The organism is Ignavibacteriales bacterium (assembly GCA_016709155.1).
Lineage (GTDB): Bacteria > Bacteroidota > Ignavibacteria > Ignavibacteriales > Ignavibacteriaceae > JADJEI01.
In genome coordinates this window covers 242,730-260,226 of sequence record JADJEI010000001.1, presented here as the reverse complement: position 1 = coordinate 260,226, position 17,497 = coordinate 242,730, and the positions used below count along the sequence as shown (strand labels likewise).

At 35.0% G+C, this 17,497-nt stretch carries 13 protein-coding genes and 2 pseudogenes; 2 read left to right on the top strand and 13 right to left on the bottom strand.

What is annotated here, in order from left to right; translation table 11 throughout:
- Position 1: 1 nt before the first annotated feature.
- A complete protein-coding gene (gene bshC / locus IPH11_01370; protein ID MBK6912380.1) occupies positions 2 to 1,627 on the bottom strand; it encodes a bacillithiol biosynthesis cysteine-adding enzyme BshC in 1,626 nt (541 codons plus the stop codon).
- 463 nt (positions 1,628 to 2,090) lie between these two features.
- Here bshC and IPH11_01365 point away from each other — a divergent pair, with 463 nt between their 5' ends.
- Complete coding sequence (locus tag IPH11_01365) at positions 2,091 to 2,687, top strand: phosphatase PAP2 family protein (GenBank protein ID MBK6912379.1); 597 nt, start codon at positions 2,091 to 2,093, stop codon at positions 2,685 to 2,687.
- A gap of 12 nt (positions 2,688 to 2,699) precedes the next feature.
- Here the strand turns inward: IPH11_01365 and IPH11_01360 are convergent, their stop codons facing one another.
- Positions 2,700 to 3,473, bottom strand: coding sequence for an AMP nucleosidase (locus IPH11_01360; protein ID MBK6912378.1), 774 nt, complete (start codon positions 3,471 to 3,473; stop codon positions 2,700 to 2,702).
- A 237-nt stretch (positions 3,474 to 3,710) separates the two neighbouring features.
- Here IPH11_01360 and IPH11_01355 point away from each other — a divergent pair, with 237 nt between their 5' ends.
- A complete protein-coding gene (locus IPH11_01355; GenBank protein ID MBK6912377.1) occupies positions 3,711 to 5,585 on the top strand; it encodes a T9SS type A sorting domain-containing protein in 1,875 nt (624 codons plus the stop codon).
- Between the two features lie 104 nt (positions 5,586 to 5,689).
- On the opposite strand, the pseudogene IPH11_01350 reads toward IPH11_01355, so the two are convergent.
- From IPH11_01350 to IPH11_01300, 11 genes and pseudogenes are all read right to left on the bottom strand, one after another.
- Positions 5,690 to 7,245, bottom strand: a pseudogene (locus tag IPH11_01350) (citrate lyase subunit alpha).
- 96 nt (positions 7,246 to 7,341) lie between these two features.
- A complete protein-coding gene (locus IPH11_01345) occupies positions 7,342 to 8,565 on the bottom strand; it encodes an HpcH/HpaI aldolase/citrate lyase family protein (GenBank protein ID MBK6912376.1) in 1,224 nt (407 codons plus the stop codon).
- Complete coding sequence (locus tag IPH11_01340) at positions 8,558 to 8,824, bottom strand: Txe/YoeB family addiction module toxin (GenBank protein MBK6912375.1); 267 nt, start codon at positions 8,822 to 8,824, stop codon at positions 8,558 to 8,560. Before IPH11_01340 ends, IPH11_01345 begins: the two co-directional genes overlap by 8 nt.
- A 5-nt stretch (positions 8,825 to 8,829) precedes the next feature.
- Positions 8,830 to 9,129 carry a type II toxin-antitoxin system Phd/YefM family antitoxin gene (locus tag IPH11_01335; GenBank protein MBK6912374.1) on the bottom strand — a complete coding sequence of 100 codons (300 nt, stop codon included), beginning with the start codon at positions 9,127 to 9,129 and terminating at the stop codon, positions 8,830 to 8,832.
- Between the two features lie 179 nt (positions 9,130 to 9,308).
- Positions 9,309 to 10,742 (bottom strand): MmgE/PrpD family protein, encoded by a 1,434-nt coding sequence (locus tag IPH11_01330; GenBank protein MBK6912373.1) that lies wholly within the window; start codon positions 10,740 to 10,742, stop codon positions 9,309 to 9,311.
- Positions 10,743 to 10,783: 41 nt separating this feature from the next.
- A pseudogene (locus IPH11_01325) lies at positions 10,784 to 11,801 on the bottom strand (virulence RhuM family protein).
- A gap of 230 nt (positions 11,802 to 12,031) precedes the next feature.
- A complete protein-coding gene (locus IPH11_01320; protein MBK6912372.1) occupies positions 12,032 to 12,553 on the bottom strand; it encodes an ORF6N domain-containing protein in 522 nt (173 codons plus the stop codon).
- Positions 12,554 to 12,728: 175 nt separating this feature from the next.
- The gene (lysF, locus tag IPH11_01315; GenBank protein ID MBK6912371.1) at positions 12,729 to 14,741 is read right to left on the bottom strand and encodes a homoaconitase; all 2,013 of its coding nucleotides are present in this window, start codon (positions 14,739 to 14,741) and stop codon (positions 12,729 to 12,731) included.
- Between the two features lie 55 nt (positions 14,742 to 14,796).
- The gene (locus IPH11_01310; GenBank protein MBK6912370.1) at positions 14,797 to 15,093 is read right to left on the bottom strand and encodes a GIY-YIG nuclease family protein; all 297 of its coding nucleotides are present in this window, start codon (positions 15,091 to 15,093) and stop codon (positions 14,797 to 14,799) included.
- Positions 15,094 to 15,193: 100 nt separating this feature from the next.
- Complete coding sequence (locus IPH11_01305; protein ID MBK6912369.1) at positions 15,194 to 15,727, bottom strand: HD domain-containing protein; 534 nt, start codon at positions 15,725 to 15,727, stop codon at positions 15,194 to 15,196.
- A gap of 95 nt (positions 15,728 to 15,822) precedes the next feature.
- Complete coding sequence (locus IPH11_01300; GenBank protein MBK6912368.1) at positions 15,823 to 17,457, bottom strand: carbon starvation protein A; 1,635 nt, start codon at positions 17,455 to 17,457, stop codon at positions 15,823 to 15,825.
- Between the last annotated feature and the right edge of the window lie 40 nt (positions 17,458 to 17,497).

Below are 17,497 nucleotides of genomic sequence, written 5' to 3'. Positions count from 1 at the left end.
TTTAAATTTCAATAATCTGATGTTCAAATTTGTTTATCTGGAGCTCATCAAAAATCTTTCTGAAGAATTCCGGTCCGTATTTATTTGCGAAATAAATAAAATTCAATTCCCTCTCCTGTAAATTTTCGTTAGGAAACAAAATAAAAATTAATTTATCAATCTGCTTTAACGAAACTTCATATTTCTTCCTCTGGGCTTGCAATGATTTGGATTTTAATTCTTCGATATTATTTAATGATTTTTCACGATAACGCTGAACAGAATCACTAGTAGTTTTATCAATAGAAAAAAGTTTTTCTTTCAGTGTGTCAAAAATCAATTCAGTTTCTTTAACTGCTGAAATGAAAAAATCTTCAAGTGGAGTTTCATCTATACTTTTTATTATTTTTTGTTTCACTGCTTCCGGGTCAGAAAATATCTCATTTATTTGAAGGTTGAATTTATCAAGTGCATTACTCAAACCTTTTTCGAGTAATGTTGCTGATGAACGCGGATAAATAAAAGGTGGTGGGACATTAAAAAATTTATATAACGGCATTACCTGCGCAAAGTAAGCGATCTCGCTTGGACCTCCGATGTAAAATGCTGTAGGTAAAATATAATCCTGACAGACCGGTCTAAATAAAACGTTTGGACTAAAGATCTGCGGGGTAGTCTCAACTAAATTTAATAATTCATCTTTAGTAAAACGTTTTCTCTTTCTTTTTAGTTTAAAATCTTCGTCATCAGGTTCGAGTGCATGTCTTCCATTTTCGTAATTCAGAAATAAATTAATCGGCTTGATCTTTACCTGGGCATGATAAGTCTCATCAAGCTCTGCACTAACACGTATTGATTCTTCTGAACGATTACGGTACTCAAGTAATTCTTTTTTATAAACTGGACGTAAATAGTTTTTAACTTCATTATCCTGCGGGTCAAAAATTATTAGTCCATGTTGATCAAAAAATAAATGGATAAGTTCCGCAAAACTTTTTTTGAATGTTTTACCGGAAGTATAGAAATTCTTTATTTGTTTCATCAGTTCCGGAGTGAATTCAGTTTGCCTTAAATGTTGTTCTAAATCAAGCAGAAAAGAATTTATTTTATCATCTAAATTAATCTGACCTACACTTGGATTAATCTCATCTTCCGGTATTTCTTCTCCGTATGAAATTTTCTTTAGCTCATTTGAGTTATCAATAATATTAATGTTTCTTACTTCATTGAAATCATGATCATCTCCTTCGAGCCAAAAAACGGAAACAAAATTAAATGAATCGAATCGCTCTTTTAAATGATTAGCTAATTTTATTGTCGTGATTATTTTGTTAAAAGTATAAAGTGGTCCGCCAAGAATTCCAAGCTGCTGACCGGTTACAATTGTAAGTGTTGAATCTTTTGCCAGCAGTTCAATATTTTTTTGAGTCTTAGTTGAGTAAGTCTTGCCTGAATATTGATTGCGAATAAGTGCTTCAAGATTTGCCCGGCTTACAGGACGTTTAGAAGCTATTTCTTCGAATGCTTTTGAATATGTTTCTTTATCATAAGGGTTTCGAGCATAGAATTTATTAATCTTTTCAAAGTTGTATAAATAGTCTAAGAATAATTTAGTATGACCGGGAATATCCTTGAAATTAACGAACATCATTTCTCCATAATTATTTTAAGTAAAACTAAGAAAAAGTTGACTGCTTACCAATCTTATTGAATATTACTCGATCGGAATTTTTTCTATTACATGTGAAGATTACTATATGTAATTAAAATCCATTATAACAGTTAGCCAATATTGAGTAGTCTTTAGTGCGTGACTCGGGTCATCTTTTAGCTCTTAAATTAGAGAGTTGACGACATCTGAAAAAAAATCTCTATCCGTCTGCCATTCTCGCTCAGGTCGCATCGGATAAGCATTAGTATTAGCGGGAATCTGCTTCGTAAGCAATAGATTCTTGTTTACATTGGAATGACAGAATGAATTTATCAGATGTTCGGATCAATTAACCGCAATAATTTTTCCAGGCGATATCCCTATATTAATCGTAGTTAATAATAATTTATTATTTCATTTGATAACCACGAATCATAGGCTGACTGTTTACAATTTATCATTGATTGCAATCTGTGCTGCTATCATTTTAATAAGCTATATTTTAAATGACAGTGAGTCAAACGCTGCATTTATCCAATTTATGACAGAACAATTTGGCAGGACAAACAAATGGTCAGGGACTTTTGGACCGGAGTGGCTCGTTACAATTGCTGATGAAATATCTGCTCTTGGCAGCAGAACAGTTGTGCTAATGGAGATAATATTTTTCTCTTCTTACTTTTATCTAATTAGATATGAATCCAAGTTGAGGGAGTTTTTGATTACTTCTATCGGCGGTTTGATTTTTTTATTAATATTAAAAATAATTTTTTCTGATAACTATTCAGATACTTCTTTATTACCAATAGATGGATTGAGTTTCCCAAGCGGACATACTATGATGGCGATTGTAATGTATTACAATATTATTAATCTAATTTTCCCAATGAGTTCTAATTCGAAAGGGAAAAATTTCACAATTATATCAGTAGTATTAATTGCGGTTATGGTGGGTGTAAGTAGATTAATAGTGGGGGCTCATTCACCATTTGAAGTATTAGCCGGTTTTGCGGCTGGATACCTTTGGACTTTCGTAAGTGAAAAATTTTTAAAGTGAAAAAAAATTAAATCAGTATTTGAAATGTTTTATCTGCTCTCCATTAACTCCAAGATCAGTCATAGCCTCAATCCCTATCTGAAGGTGTAAGTCTGAAAATTGTTCAGTAACTTTTTTGTCAGACTCTTCGGTCTTAACTCCTTCAGGAATCATCGGCACGTCAGAAACTAAGAGTAGCGCTCCTCGCGGGATTTCGTTAACGAGCCCAACTATAAATAACGTGGCGGTCTCCATATCAATTGCAATCGGGTAAAGCTTTCTTAAATAATCCTTAAACTCTTCGTCCCATTCCCACACCCTTCTGTTAGTGGTAAAAACGACACCGGTTCTGTAATCAAAACCTTTTTCACAAATTTTATTTGAAACAAATTTGTGCAATTTGAAAGATGGCATTGCTGGAACCTCCTTTGGTACGTAATCATTACTTGTGCCTTCTCCTCTGATTGCAGCTATCGGCAAAATAAAGTGACCTATTTCGGTGGAATGCTTTAAGCCCCCGCACTTACCTAAAAATAAAACAGCTTTTGGATGGCGAGCAACGAGCAAATCCATAATCGTTGCAGCATTTGCCGAACCCATTCCAAAATTGATGATACTCAAACCACTGCTGTTTGTCGCGGTTTGCATTGGTCTGCCAATGCCTTTAATATCACACGTAAATTTTGTTGCAAATTTTTCGACATAGTTATTAAAGTTTGTGAGCAGCATGTAATCACCGAATTCATCAAGTTGTGTCCCTGTATAACGAGGCAGCCAGTTTTTAGCAATATCAAGTTTGGTTTGCAAAGCATTTTCCTTTTATAATTATTTTTTGTTGTAAATATAATCTCTTATGCGTTCAGTGCTAAATCTGGAAAAATATTTAATTTTTAATACTGAATGAGTACAGCTATTTTTCGTTATAAAAAAAAGATTGTTTGTTAAAAATATTTTGATAATTCAAACTGAACATATTTTCAGAAATTTGAAATCTTTTCAACAAGCAATTCAGTTTTAGGCACTCCATTTTATGAAAGAAATATTATGAAAAGTTCTTCAAAATTATTTTTGCTTTTCTCATTTTCCATCTTAATGATGAGTTCGATTACCGCTCAATACCAAAATGTAAAAATCAATAATGCGGGCAGCACTGATCCAGAGGAAGTTACAATAGCTGTGAATCCAGTTAATCCCAATGTGCTTGCGGCAGGTGCAAACATTTCTTACTTCTATCGCTCAACCGATGGCGGACAAACCTGGACGCAAAGCCTCATGAACTCTACGCTTGGCGTTTGGGGTGATCCCTGCGTTCTGTTCGACAGTTTAGGAAATCTTTATTATGGACATCTTTCTAATCCAAACAGCGGCTACTGGATTGATCGTATCGTAATTCAAAGTTCAACAAATAATGGAATGACATGGAACGATGGCGCAGGCATTGGTTTTAACAACCCGAAAAATCAGGATAAAGAATGGATTGCAACTGATATGACACAATCCATTTATCGTGATAATATGTACGTGAGCTGGACGGAGTTTGATAATTATGGAAGCGGAAGTTCGAGCGATAGTTCGAGGATTTTATTCTCCCGTTCAACCGATCATGGAATCACATGGTCTGATCCTGTTCGTTTAAGTGACAGAGGGGGGGATTGTTTTGACAGCGATAACACGGTTGAAGGTGCAGTTCCAGCAGTTGGACCAAACGGAGAAATTTATGTTAGCTGGGCTGGTCCATTGGGCTTGATGTTTGATAAATCATCCGATGGAGGAGTAACTTTTGGACAGGACATTTTTGTTGCTGATTTTCCGGGCGGGTGGGACTATGCAATACCTGGAATCTGGCGCAGTAATGGATTGCCAATTACTGCAGCCGATATCAGCCATTCACCTTACCGAGGGAATGTTTATGTTTGCTGGTCAGATCAAAGTAATGGGGTAAGTGATACTGATATATTTATTGCCAAATCAACCGATGAAGGGCAGACCTGGAACTCACCTGTTCGTGTAAATAACGACGCAACTACACGGCATCAGTTTTTTGTTTGGATGACTGTTGACCCGGTTACCGGTGCAATCTATACGGTTTTTTATGATAGAAGAAATACAACAGGCTCTGTAACCGATGTTTACGTTGCTCGTTCAACCGATGGTGGAAATACTTTTGAAAATTTTAAAGTGAGTGAAACATCTTTCACTCCTAATTCCGGTATCTTCTTTGGTGATTATACTAATATTGCCGCTTTCAATAAAAAAGTTTACCCGATTTGGATGAGACTTGATGGCTCCAATCTTAGTGTTTGGACTGCATTGATTGATGATTCAACCGTTACTGTGCCGGTTGAATTTACGAGTTTTACGGCTGCTTCGATTGACGGCAAAATTTATCTTGACTGGCAGACTGCAACAGAAAAAAATAACAGAGGCTTCGAAATTCAAAGAACAACTTCTTTCGAAGGAACAAATGGCGATACAAAAAGAAACTGGAGTACAATTGGGTTTACTGAAGGGAACGGGACTACTTCAGAACAGCATAATTATGAATTTATTGATCAACCTTTTGAGAGTGGAAATTATTTTTATCGCTTGAAACAAAATGATTACGATGGTTCGTTCGAATATTCAAAAGAAGTTGAAGTTAAATTTTTAGGTACTACTGATTTTAAATTAAATCAAAACTATCCTAATCCATTTAATCCTACGACAACTATTGGATATGAATTACCTGAAAAAAAATTTATCACGATAAAAATTTATGACGTGCTTGGCAAAGAAGTTAAGACATTAGTGGAAAGAATTGAGACTGCCGGCGTTCACGAAGTTCAATTTGATGCATCAGAATTATCAAGTGGAATTTATTTATACAGAATGAAAGTTGGTGATCTTGAATTTAGTAGAAGTATGATTTTTATGAAATGATATTTTGATTTTTGGAGATGACAGTAATAAAATCTGTCATCTCCATTCAGCTATTTTTTATCAGTGTTAATCTGTTCAATCCGCGTCATCATCGTGCCATTGTCTTATTTTTCAACTTGAAAAACAGAATCCAAAACTGTTCCATCAACCCATTTAATAATTGCAACAACTTTTTCTTTATTTACTTTTGGTTTTGCTGGAGCACCGCCGCAAATTTCATCAACTTCTTTTTTGATTTGTTTGATATCTTTTATTGGAAGTCCAGAACCTTTAACTGCTTTCAATAAATCCTTTCGTTTTGGATTAATTGCAATTCCTCGTTCTGTAATGATAACATCAATCAATTCACCAGGTCCGCAAATAGTAGTAACATCATCCACGATAACTGGAATGCGATCTCTGAAAGATGGAATAGCAAGTATTGTACATTTTGAATACAAGCAATTTTGCCATCCACCAATTCCATGCAATAAAGATCCATCAGAATGCGTAACAACATTTGCATTAAACTTTACATCAACTTCTGTTGCACCAAGAACAGCAGTATCAACTATTGAAGCAAAATTTCCTTTACCATGGAAGTTATAACTTGTAAAAGGGGAAGTATTAACATGGTTTGCATTCTCACGCATACTTCTTACACCTTCAAGATCATATGTTTGTCCATCAAGAATATAATCTGTTAACCCTTCTTCTAACATCTCGACTAAATACTTTGTACTGCCGCCTCGCATAAATCTGGCTTTAACGCCTTTAGCTTTCATTTTTTCTTTTAGGAAAAGAACAAAAGCAAGATTAGTTCCGCCCGCACCAGCTTGAAGTGAAAACCCATCTTTCATAATTCCAGCTGCTTCAATAAAATCCGCAACATACTCAGCAATCAATAATCGATCTGGTGATTTTGTTACTTCAGTTGTTCCGCTAACAATTTTTTTGGATCGCCAAGTGATTCAACCTCAACAACAAAATCTACATTATTGCCCTGTATTTGCCAGGGCACGCAAGGGAAGGGAATTAGATTATCTGTAACAATTATGACTCTATCTGCATACTCAGAATCAGCGAGTGAAAATCCAATTAATCCGCAAGCAGATTTTCCGCGATCGCCGGTTGCATTTCCAAATGGGTCTGCAGTCGGGGCGAGTATAACAGCAATATCAATGTGGACTTCACCATCCTGAATAGCAGCGTATCTTCCACCGTGTGAACGAAGCACTCCAACGCCGCGCATTTTTCCCTCAGTTGTAAATCTTCCAAGCGGACCGTTCATACTTCCTTCAATATGATGAATTGTTCCATCTTCTAAATATTTTATCAAGTGAGAATGAACCGGAAAAGATGCTGTCGGAAACCAGCGAATATTTTTTATTCCCATTTCTTTAATCGCATCGAATAACATATTTGTAACTGCATCACCATTGCGTAAATGATGATGAGTTGAAATTGTCATTCCATCTTTTAGTCCGGCTTTTTTTAAAGCGGTTTTTAAATCTTTAACTACTTTATTTCCATCTGCTGGATAATCAATACAAGTACGGATAAGAGGCTTTGCCTTTACTCCTGTTGGTTTGTATTTATCAACTCCTTTAAAAGGAATTTGAATTTCTCCGTTTACTTCTGTTGGAACGAATCTTCCTGTTGCGTTTTTTACTAGTTTCATATTTTTAATCCTTTAAGAAATGGTACACTGATTTTTATGATGATTATGATTAATTATGATCTTAAAAAATCATAATTAATAAGTTCCATCAGCGTACTATTGTTTTTTCTTCCAATTTTTATCTAACAAATTATTTAAGATGGCTAAATCAATTGTATTTATAGCACGCTTAACCACCGGTGGATCAATCATTTTACTGCCGAGTGAAACAACTCCAAGTCCTTTTTTCTCTGCTTCTTCAAATGCCTGCACAATTTTTTTAGCTTTTTCGATTTCTTCAGCAGTTGGAGCAAATGCTTCGTGAACAACTTTTATTTGTCTTGGATGAATGCAACCCTTGCCTTCAAACCCAAGAGACTTTGCTTCAATAACACTTTGTCTTAATGCTTCCATATCCGCGACATCTGAAAAAACCGTATCGATAGCCTGAATGCCAGCAGCTTTTGCAGCATTAACTAACATTTGTCGTGCAAAAATACTTTCACGTCCTTGGTTTGTACGTTGAGTTCCAATATCCGCAGTGTAATCTTCAAGTCCGATTGCAAGTGCACAATTATTTTTTGAAGCAGATGCAATTTCGTATGCTTTGATAACTCCAAGTGCGCTTTCAATTATCGGCATAAAGTAAATTTGGTTTTCAACTTTGACTTGTTTTTTAAGTTTCTCTACTTCTTTTTCAAGTTGATGAATTTGTTCTGCGGATTCGCATTTAGGAACAAGTATAACATTTACATTATTAGGAATAATATATTTTAAATCATCCAATCCTTTTGGAAGTTGATTTATTCTAACCATTCTTTCAGCGCTATAAAAATCAACTGAACGTAAAGCATTTCTTACGAGAAGTTGTGCTGCACCTTTTTCAGATGGTGCAACGCTGTCTTCAAGATCAAGAATAATTCCATCGGGAGAATGAAGACCGGCATTAACGAAAAACTTTGGCTCATTTCCCGGCAGATATAATCTACTCCTTCGTAGTTGATCTTTTTTTGTTGAGTATAAATTATTTTCGTGGAAGGGAAGCAGATATTCTTTCTTCAATTCAGGAAGTAGTCGTTTAACTGCAAGTTCAAATCTTGCTGCCAAAATAAAGGGTAGAGCGCCATTATCCTCACACAAAATCTTCGCATCTTTCAATCCAAAGAATTTGGACATATCAAGAATCACTTGTTTGATTGATTCTCCATACATCACATTTACTTTACTTTTTAAATCGATTTTTATTCCGCCAGAATTTTTTAACTCGATTTCGAAATAGCAATCGGAACGAACCAAATCGCCGCGTTTGCCTGCAGATGATTTATTTAAATTTTTAATCATTGTAATGTCCTAAAATTGAAACTATTTCTATTTCATTTTTTTTTATTCTGTAAACCAAACGATCTTTTTTATTTATTCTTCGTGACCAACAAGGAGGAAACTCATGCTTAAGATGTTCTGGTTTGCCTAAACCGCGGAAAGGATTTTTTTTAATATCTTCAATCAATAAAATTATTTTTGCGAAGTATTGCTCACATAAGTCAGGGGATTTCGTTCCTTCAATTTCATCTCTCTGTTTTAGTGATTCAGGCGACCAAATTACTTCTAGGATTTTCTCCAACTTTTCTTTCCGTCTTTATTGATGGATAGGGCTTCGTGGATGTTTAATCTTTTTCCCTTACCTTCTTCAAGCTCTTTCAATCCTTTATTAATACTCTTAACCCATTTGGGATTACTAACGATATAAAGATTTTCAACCATGTTGTCATAATCTTCTTTTGAAATTAGTACAGCATCTTTTCTGCCTTTAGTTCCAACAATCAGATAAGGTTCGCTGTTTTCATGTACTTTGTCTATAAGTTTATTGAGCTTATTACGTGCTTCTGTGTATATAATTGCTTGCATTGTATTCCTTTCGCTTAACGATGGCTATGCCAAAAAATGTCATTATTCTGTCAGAAAATTAAACCTTAAAATATAAAGAATCAAATTTTTAATTGATGAACTGTTAAATTGTCATACTGTTGAATTGTTAAACTGCTAAATTGTTAAAAAAGTAGTAAAGCAATTAAACAATTAAAAAATTAAACAATTAATTTCTTCATAAACTCTCTCGTAGACATCAATTCAGCTTTGAAGATTGCATCCTTAATTTCTTTTCTTCTACCTGCAACAAGCAGTTGTGATGAAAGTGCATCAAACTTATTATCAAGGTCTTCCATCGTCATTGGTTCACGTGGATCACCCTTTGGATATTCAAGATACTCAGAAAATTCTCTTCCATCTTTCGTTCTAACAATAACCTTGCTTGGCTGTTTTGCTGGAAACATCTTTTCAAACTCTACCGAAGGCTCACCTTTAATTTTATCTCTCACCGCCCAGATTCTTGAGTCTTTTAATTTTTCATCTGAAAAAGATTGCGTAGTTACTTTATGATCAACCAAAGCTGCAGCCACACAATAGGGAAGTGAGTGATCTGCAGTTTCTCTTGATTCAGGGCGATATTTATGCGGATCAAAAAGAATATCATACGCTTGTGCTAATGTTGTAAGCGTAACAGTTTCAACCTGATCATAACTAATATTATTTTTTGTTATAACATTTAATGTTGCAGAAAGATGTGTATGTGTTAATGCTTCAGTTGGAAATGCTTTCATTCCGCATTCAAGAATTTTGTAAGATTCACCGAGTCCACCGATAAGTTTATCAATATTCCATTTCCACTCAGAAACTCCATCACGACCTTTCATACTTTGCGGTTCGATTTTTTGATCTTTAACATTATAACCAAGAAAGCAATCCATAAAACCTTCTTTGCCTTCAAACACAGCTTCGGTTCCTGTGTAGCCACGCTTTGCCATCAGAGCAGCAAAAACTCCAGCTTGTGTTGCCATTGGATCAACAGTATTTTTCATCATTGTTAATTTGCCGGCAGTTGGACAGCCGATAGTGTGACTGTGGCTTCCACTTATTCCAATTGCATTTACCATTTGATCCACAGTTAGACCGAGAATTTTTCCAGCAACAATTGGAGAAACAAATTGTGTTAAAGTTGCGTGATGCCATTTGCGCTCACGAACTCCCGGCACAGCAAACTCGCAAAGTCTTTGTTCAAATTCATAAGCAAGAACAATTGCAGTTATCACTTCTTCCATTGGCGCACCAACCATTTCAGCCACCGAAAGTGCAGCAGGGATTAAATCGGATGGATGCGATGGATCTTCTTTCCAGTAAATATCGTTAAAATCTAAAGCACGAATCATAAGCGAGTTTATAAGTGTAGCATTAACAGCAGGAATTTTATCTCCAAATCCTATTACTGTTGCTTCATCTGTTCCGCCCATATCGTGATAGATGTTACGTAATATTCTAACATCCTTTGTATGATAGCCACCGAACGCACAGCCAACTGAATCGTAGAGAAATCTTTTAACTTCGTGAATTACATTTTGAGGTAAATCTTTGTATTGCAGATTAACTGCAAATTCCGATATTGTTCTTGAGATTGATTTATTCATATACTTCTATTGTTTGATTGTTGAATTGTTTTATTGCTTAATTATTTTTTCTTTTTCTTAGATGTTGTCGATAGTTTTTTAATTTCTTTTTCTAACACCTTAAGTCTTTTAATTTCTTCTGCTGATTCTAACTTTTTATATTTTTCAAATTCTTTGAAAGCGATTTCATCAGCTTCTTCTTTTGATATTTTACCGGGGCTTTCTAGTATTTCTCTTTCATTAATTATAAGAATGTCATTTAGTTTTTTTATCCAGTCATTCATGTACATTACTTTTCTTTGATGTGCTTGAGACTCTGCAAAAGCAAGAAACTGTTCAACGAGCAAGTTTAGCTGTTTAATTTCATCTAAAGAAAGATAATTCTTAGCTACAATCACATCGTGTTTACGGATTTTAGCACCTTGCCATGTAGTCAATCCCATATTTGGTTTATCAACGCTTACTCTTTGTACAATAAGTTCAGCAGCAGTATGATGATGAACTGCCCAATGAAATTTATTTTGAATAGTAGCAAAAAATTTTTGTGTTAATTCAGCATTAGCATTATAATCAGCAGATAAAGCATAAATCTCGCGTACCTTATAATAAAAGTTTTTTTCAGAAGTTCTTATATCCCTAATACGTTCAAGGAGTTCTTCGAAATATTTATATAGATAACCACCGGCTTTTAGTCTTTCGTCATCAAGCGTAAATCCTTTTTATAAGATACTCTTTAAGATGTTGTGTTGCCCAAATGCGAAATTTTGTGCCTTGCAATGATTTTATACGATAACCAACCGAAATAATAACATCTAAATTATAATAAGAAGTTACATATTTTTTGCCATCTGAGGCAGTTGTTCGGAAATTCCGAACAACTGAATTTTCATCAAGCTCACCTTCTTCAAAAATCTTTTTTAAATGTTCACTAATTGTTGATTTTGCTTTTTGAAATAATTCACTTATTTGAGATTGCGTTAACCAAACAGTATCATTCTCCAAACGGACTTCAATTTTGGTTTTCCCGTCTTCAGTTTGGTAAAGGATTATTTCGGAGTTTGGTTTATGTTCTAATGACATATCTAAAGAGATGCTATTTCTTCTTTTATTGTTTTTCTGTTTTTTGGACATCACAATTAGTGATTTCCATTATTAATGGTATCACATTTTGTTATGCCATCTATTTGTTTAATGTTTATGTTATATTTCTTAATTTATATTCAATTTCGATATTGTTCTTAAGATTGATTTATTCATATACTTCTATTGTTTGATTGTTGAATTGTTTAATATTTTATTTTTCTTAAAAGTTAATCTAATGTAAAACCAATTTTCTTTTTGGGTGGATCAGGAGGAGTCATTAGTTGATTTATTACCTGAATGATTTGAGTTATCTGATCATCGTGATCTTTAAATTTGTTTTCTAACTCTTTTAATTTATCTGCAACTTTTTTATGTGTATAGATTATTTCTCTTAACTTTACGAATGCACGCATAATTAGAATATTTACTTCAATTGCTCTTTCGCTCTTTAAAACCGAAGATAGCATTGCAACTCCTTGTTCTGTAAAAGCCATTGGATTTGCTCCACCGAAATAACTTTTAGATGGTATCACATTTTGTGATACCATCTTCCCAATTTCTTTGTTATTGAGTAGAAACATAAAATCAGACGGAAAGCGTTTTTCATTTCTAATAACTGCTTGCTTTAATGCACGGGTTTCTACTCCATATAATATTGCCAGGTCTCTATCCAGAATAACTTTTTGATTTCTGATTACAAGAATTTTATTCATTAAACTTTCAGTAGGAATCAAGGATTTATTTTTCATAACTATTTTACTATCCTTTTTCTAGATTCATTAACCAATATTATGAAGTTGCAGGGAAATTCCGAACAACTGAATTTTCATCAAGCTCACATTCTTTTAAAATGGCACGCTGATGACACAGATGAGACTGATCCGCGCTGATCTGCAAAATCTGTGTCATCTGCGTGCTATTGTCTTAAAGATTCTTCTTAACCCACTCTTCCAATCCCCCAGTAACAATAAGCTCTTGTGCTGCTTCCCCAACTGGATCGATAGAATAAGTTTTGTTATCAAATGTTAAAGATGAATTTTTAAAATCTAATTTTATGTTCATTCCTGATTTTACAGTTAGTTTTTCTTTTCCATACTTTGCTTTTAAATCATTTACGAGCTGTGGACACTCAATTAACAAGTAACCATTGTTTAGTGCGTTGCGTTTATAAGTTTCATTAAATGTTCCGGCAACAACTAATTGAATACCTTTATACTTTAACGCCGTTGCAGCTTGCTCACGGGATGAACCTGTTCCAAAATTAAATCCACCAACAAGAATATTTCCAGCCTTAGTAATCTTCACAAACTCCGGGTCGTAATTTTCCATCACAACTTCTGCCTGTTGCTGCGGAGTCATATCATCATTGTAGGTGTATTTGCCGGGATAAATTCCATCTGTATTCATATTATCTTGATGACAGAAAATTAATTCTCCTTCAACAACTGGTTTAAAACCGTCAATAATTTTTACAGAAGATTTTGTTGCAGTTTTTTTCTGATTGATCTTTATTGAGCCTTTTAGTTCGCGATGTTCTTTATTTTTCCAATCGTAGTCAATCTTGCCGGAAATTGCAGATGCAGCAACAACTGCAGGAGATGCAAGATAAGCTTGTGCATTTGGAGAACCCATTCTTCCTTTGAAGTTTCTGTTAGTTGCAGATATTCCAACTTCACCATCTTCCAGTAAACCAGTTCCAAGTCCAATACAAGGTCCACAGCCCGGCGGAAGTGGAATTGCACCAGCTTCAATCAGAGATTGCCAGTAACCGTAGCGTTCTGCTTCTTTCTGAACTTCACTCGATGCAGCAGCTATATAGAGCTTTACATTCGGATTAACTTTTTTACCTTTAACAACTGCAGCAGCTTCTGCAATATCATCAACACGACTATTTACGCAGGAAACAAGGTACGCCTTGTTGATTGTAATATTTTTTTCTCTTAGTTCTGAAACAGCAGCATAAGTTTTTACAGTGTTTGGTCCAGAAACAAAAGGTTCTACAGTCGATAAATCAATTGTTAATTCTTTTGCATAAAAAGCACCTGCCTTGCCGTCAGGCAGGTCAGCATCTGCTTGTGGTATGTTATGTTCCAATTCTTCAATTCGTTTATGATTTATTCTTGGATGAATCCCTTTCCCATCAGCATCAGAAAAAACTCCTTCTCCCGAAGTGATGGATTCCCAAAGTTCGCGATGCTCAATAAATCTTTCTCGTTTCTTTAACCATAGAATTGTTGCTAGATCGATAGGGAAGACACCGGCAAGTGCACCCCATTCCGTTGTCATATTTGCGATTGCTAATCGCTCATCGATTGTTAAATAACGAATTCCATCACCAACAAATTCTATTGCATGGTTCAATACTTCATCGTGATTGAAATAGCCGCACAAAGCAATGATAACATCTTTACCTGTTACGCCTTGTCGTAAGCTGCCTTTTAATTCAACTTTTGCAATCGGAGGAACTTGCCACCAGGTTCTGCCTGTTGCCCATATTGCTGCAGCGTCTGTTCGAACAATTGGAGTTCCAAGACATCCTAATCCGCCGTACATATTTGAGTGTGAATCAGAAGCAACAACCATCGTACCTGGAAAAGCATAACCTTCTTCACACATTATTTGATGACCAATTCCACGCCCAGCGGGATAGAAATCCGCACCCATTGATTTAGCAAACTCTTCAATCTTTTTGTACTTCTCCAAATTCTTTTCAGATTTATCCTGAACATTATGATCAAGAGTGTTTACTACTTGTCGTGGATTAAAAAGTTTTGTTGCTCCGATGGATTTGAATTTCGGAATTACTGCACCTGTGTTATCGTGCGTCATTACATAAGCGGGTTTGATTGAAAGATAATCACCTGCGTGAACTTCGTGATTTTTTCCTAATCCAACTGTGAATTTCTGTGATATCTTTTCTATTAGTGTTTGAGCCATATTATTCTCCAATAAGAATGTCATTGCGATCCCGACGATAGTCGGGAGAAGCAATCTATGAATAAATTATTTCAAAATTGTATAAGTCTTTCCATTCAGGATTAATCTTGTTAATCAAATCAATTTTCTTTTTTCTTGATCCTGCTTTCAATTGTTTCTCTCTTTTAATTGCATCCCTCGGATTATCAAACGATTCGAAATATACAAGTTTATCAATGTTATATTTCTTAGTAAATCCTTCAATCAATTTTGATTTATGTTCCCAAATTCTTCTAGTAAGGTTATTTGTTACACCAACATATAGAACTGTATTATTTTTATTTGTTAAAATGTATATGCAATAATTTTTCATTTTGTATCATAGATTGCTTCACTCGAGGACTCGTTCGCAATGACATTCAAGAAGATAGATTGCTTCGTTCGAAGACTCACTCGCAATGACGATCAAGAAATCACGCTTTAAACGGATCGAAACTTACAAAATCTGCATGGTGAACAATTATTGCTTCAACATTTCGTTTTGCCAGATCACCTTCCTTTGCATGATAAGCAATAATATGCTGAACTTCATAAGGCAAACCAAAACGATCTGCAATCGAAACGCCACTGAATGGATGACGAAGAAGATGACCAGCTTTACTTGTTACAAGTTTTCCATCTATTTTATCGTACTCAATAAGTTTTCCAATATCGATTAAAATTGCGCCAGCAATTAATATATTCATATCGATTTTTATTTCTTCGCCAAAATTTGCTTTCATTCGCTTTGCAATATCAACAGATAGTTGAACCGCTGTACGTTTATGATTCATAAAAGATATTTTACAATCTTTAATGAGAAGTGAAAATGGAATTACTTCCAAATCTTCTGGTGATAAAACTGAGTTTTCAATTGCATAAATCCAGCAACTCAAAACTTTTTCTCTTAATTCTGAATTTTCTATCCAATTAATTTCTGGCCATATCTTTAAAACTTTTTCTTTCATCCGATTTCCTCTGTTAGGTCAATGGAACGCAGATTACTCAGATCAGGCTGATCTGCGCTGATCCGCTTCACCTGCGAAATCTGCGTTCTATTGTTTTAAATTGTTTCTTTAATTAAATCTTTTCCATTAGTTAAAACTCCATAAGCCTTTATTCCAAGTAAGACTGCAAGCGTAAAAAGTAAAACTGAAATAATTGATAATGTATAATTAGTTGCTATAAAATTTGTATAGATTAACATTCCGAGTGCAGTAAGTGTAACTGCAAACATGAAAATCATTGGAATCAAAACAAATAAAAATCCTTTTTTAAGATTAGCAACCCAGACTGTAAGTGCAAGTAATGCAAGTGCTGCAAGTAATTGATTAGCACTTCCAAACACAGGCCAGATTGACATTGTTTGTCCGCTAAAAGTTAAGGCTGCACCAAATGCAACCGTTATCGCTGTTGAAACATATCTGTTTGTTACGAAGATAGATTTCTTTTCACTTTCTTTATCCTCAAAATATTCCTGAAACATAAATCTTGCTAAACGTGTTGCTGTATCAAGTGAAGTAAGTGCGAATGCAGAAACAGCAAGTGCTGTAAATGTTTGAGCTGATTCAACAGAAAAATTAAAAACTGGAATTGCGTGAATAAATCTTGCAACACCAAGTGAAAATGCAGGAACAGGACCTTTTGTTGTTAGTATATCAATAAATTCTTTATTAACCATCGATGCAACTGCAATCAGAGAAAGTACAGCCAACATTCCTTCAATCAGCATTCCGCCGTAACCAACAATTTTTCCATCGGTTTCTTTGTTTAGCTGTTTTGCAGTTGTGCCGCTTCCAACGATTGAATGGAATCCGCTAATTGCTCCGCAAGCAACTGTAACGAACAAAGCAGGGAAAAGATAGCCAACTTTATCTAATGAAAAAGAATTAAATGCAGGAATATTTATTGTCGGCGCTGCAAAGATTACTCCCGCTAATCCGCCAATCATTAATGAATAAAGAAAAAATGAGTTTAGGTAATCACGCGGCTGCAGCAAAATCCAAACAGGAGTTACAGATGCAATAAAAATGTAAGCGAGTAAAAACAACTGCCAAGTAGAACCATCAAGTTGAATAGGAAATAAATTACCAGCAGGAATCGATAGGAAAAGTAATGTTACTCCAACTAATGTTGCAATCCAAAGCGGCACTTTCAATCTATAAATTGCAATTCCAAAAAACACAGCAAGTACCATAAATAAAATTGATGAAGTTCCTGCACTCGGGATATGCGTAAAAGTATCTGCAACGATAATTGTAAAGACAGCGATTACGAGGATCAAAGTTGCCCAGGCAAATATTAAGAAGAGTTTTTTACCGCTAACTCCAATGTATTGCTGAATTATAAACCCAATGGATTTGCTTTGATGACGAACTGATGCAATAATACTGGCATAATCGTGAACGCCGCCGATAAAAATAGAACCGAAGACCACCCAAAGATAAACCGGCAGCCAACCAAATCCTGCTGCTATTACAGGACCAACAATCGGACCTGCGCCAGCAATTGATGCGAAATGATGCCCAAGTAAAACAGGTGCTTTAGCTGGGCAGTAATCAACTCCATCAGACATTGTGTGTGCAGGAGTATCTTTGCTGTTGTTTACATCAAGTCGTTTGGATAAAAATCCGCCATACAACTTGTATGCAGCAACGAACATTATTAACGCGATGAGGACTAATTCTATTCCGCTCATTTTTTCTCCGTCAAATTTGAATAGTTTCTATCGACTTTTC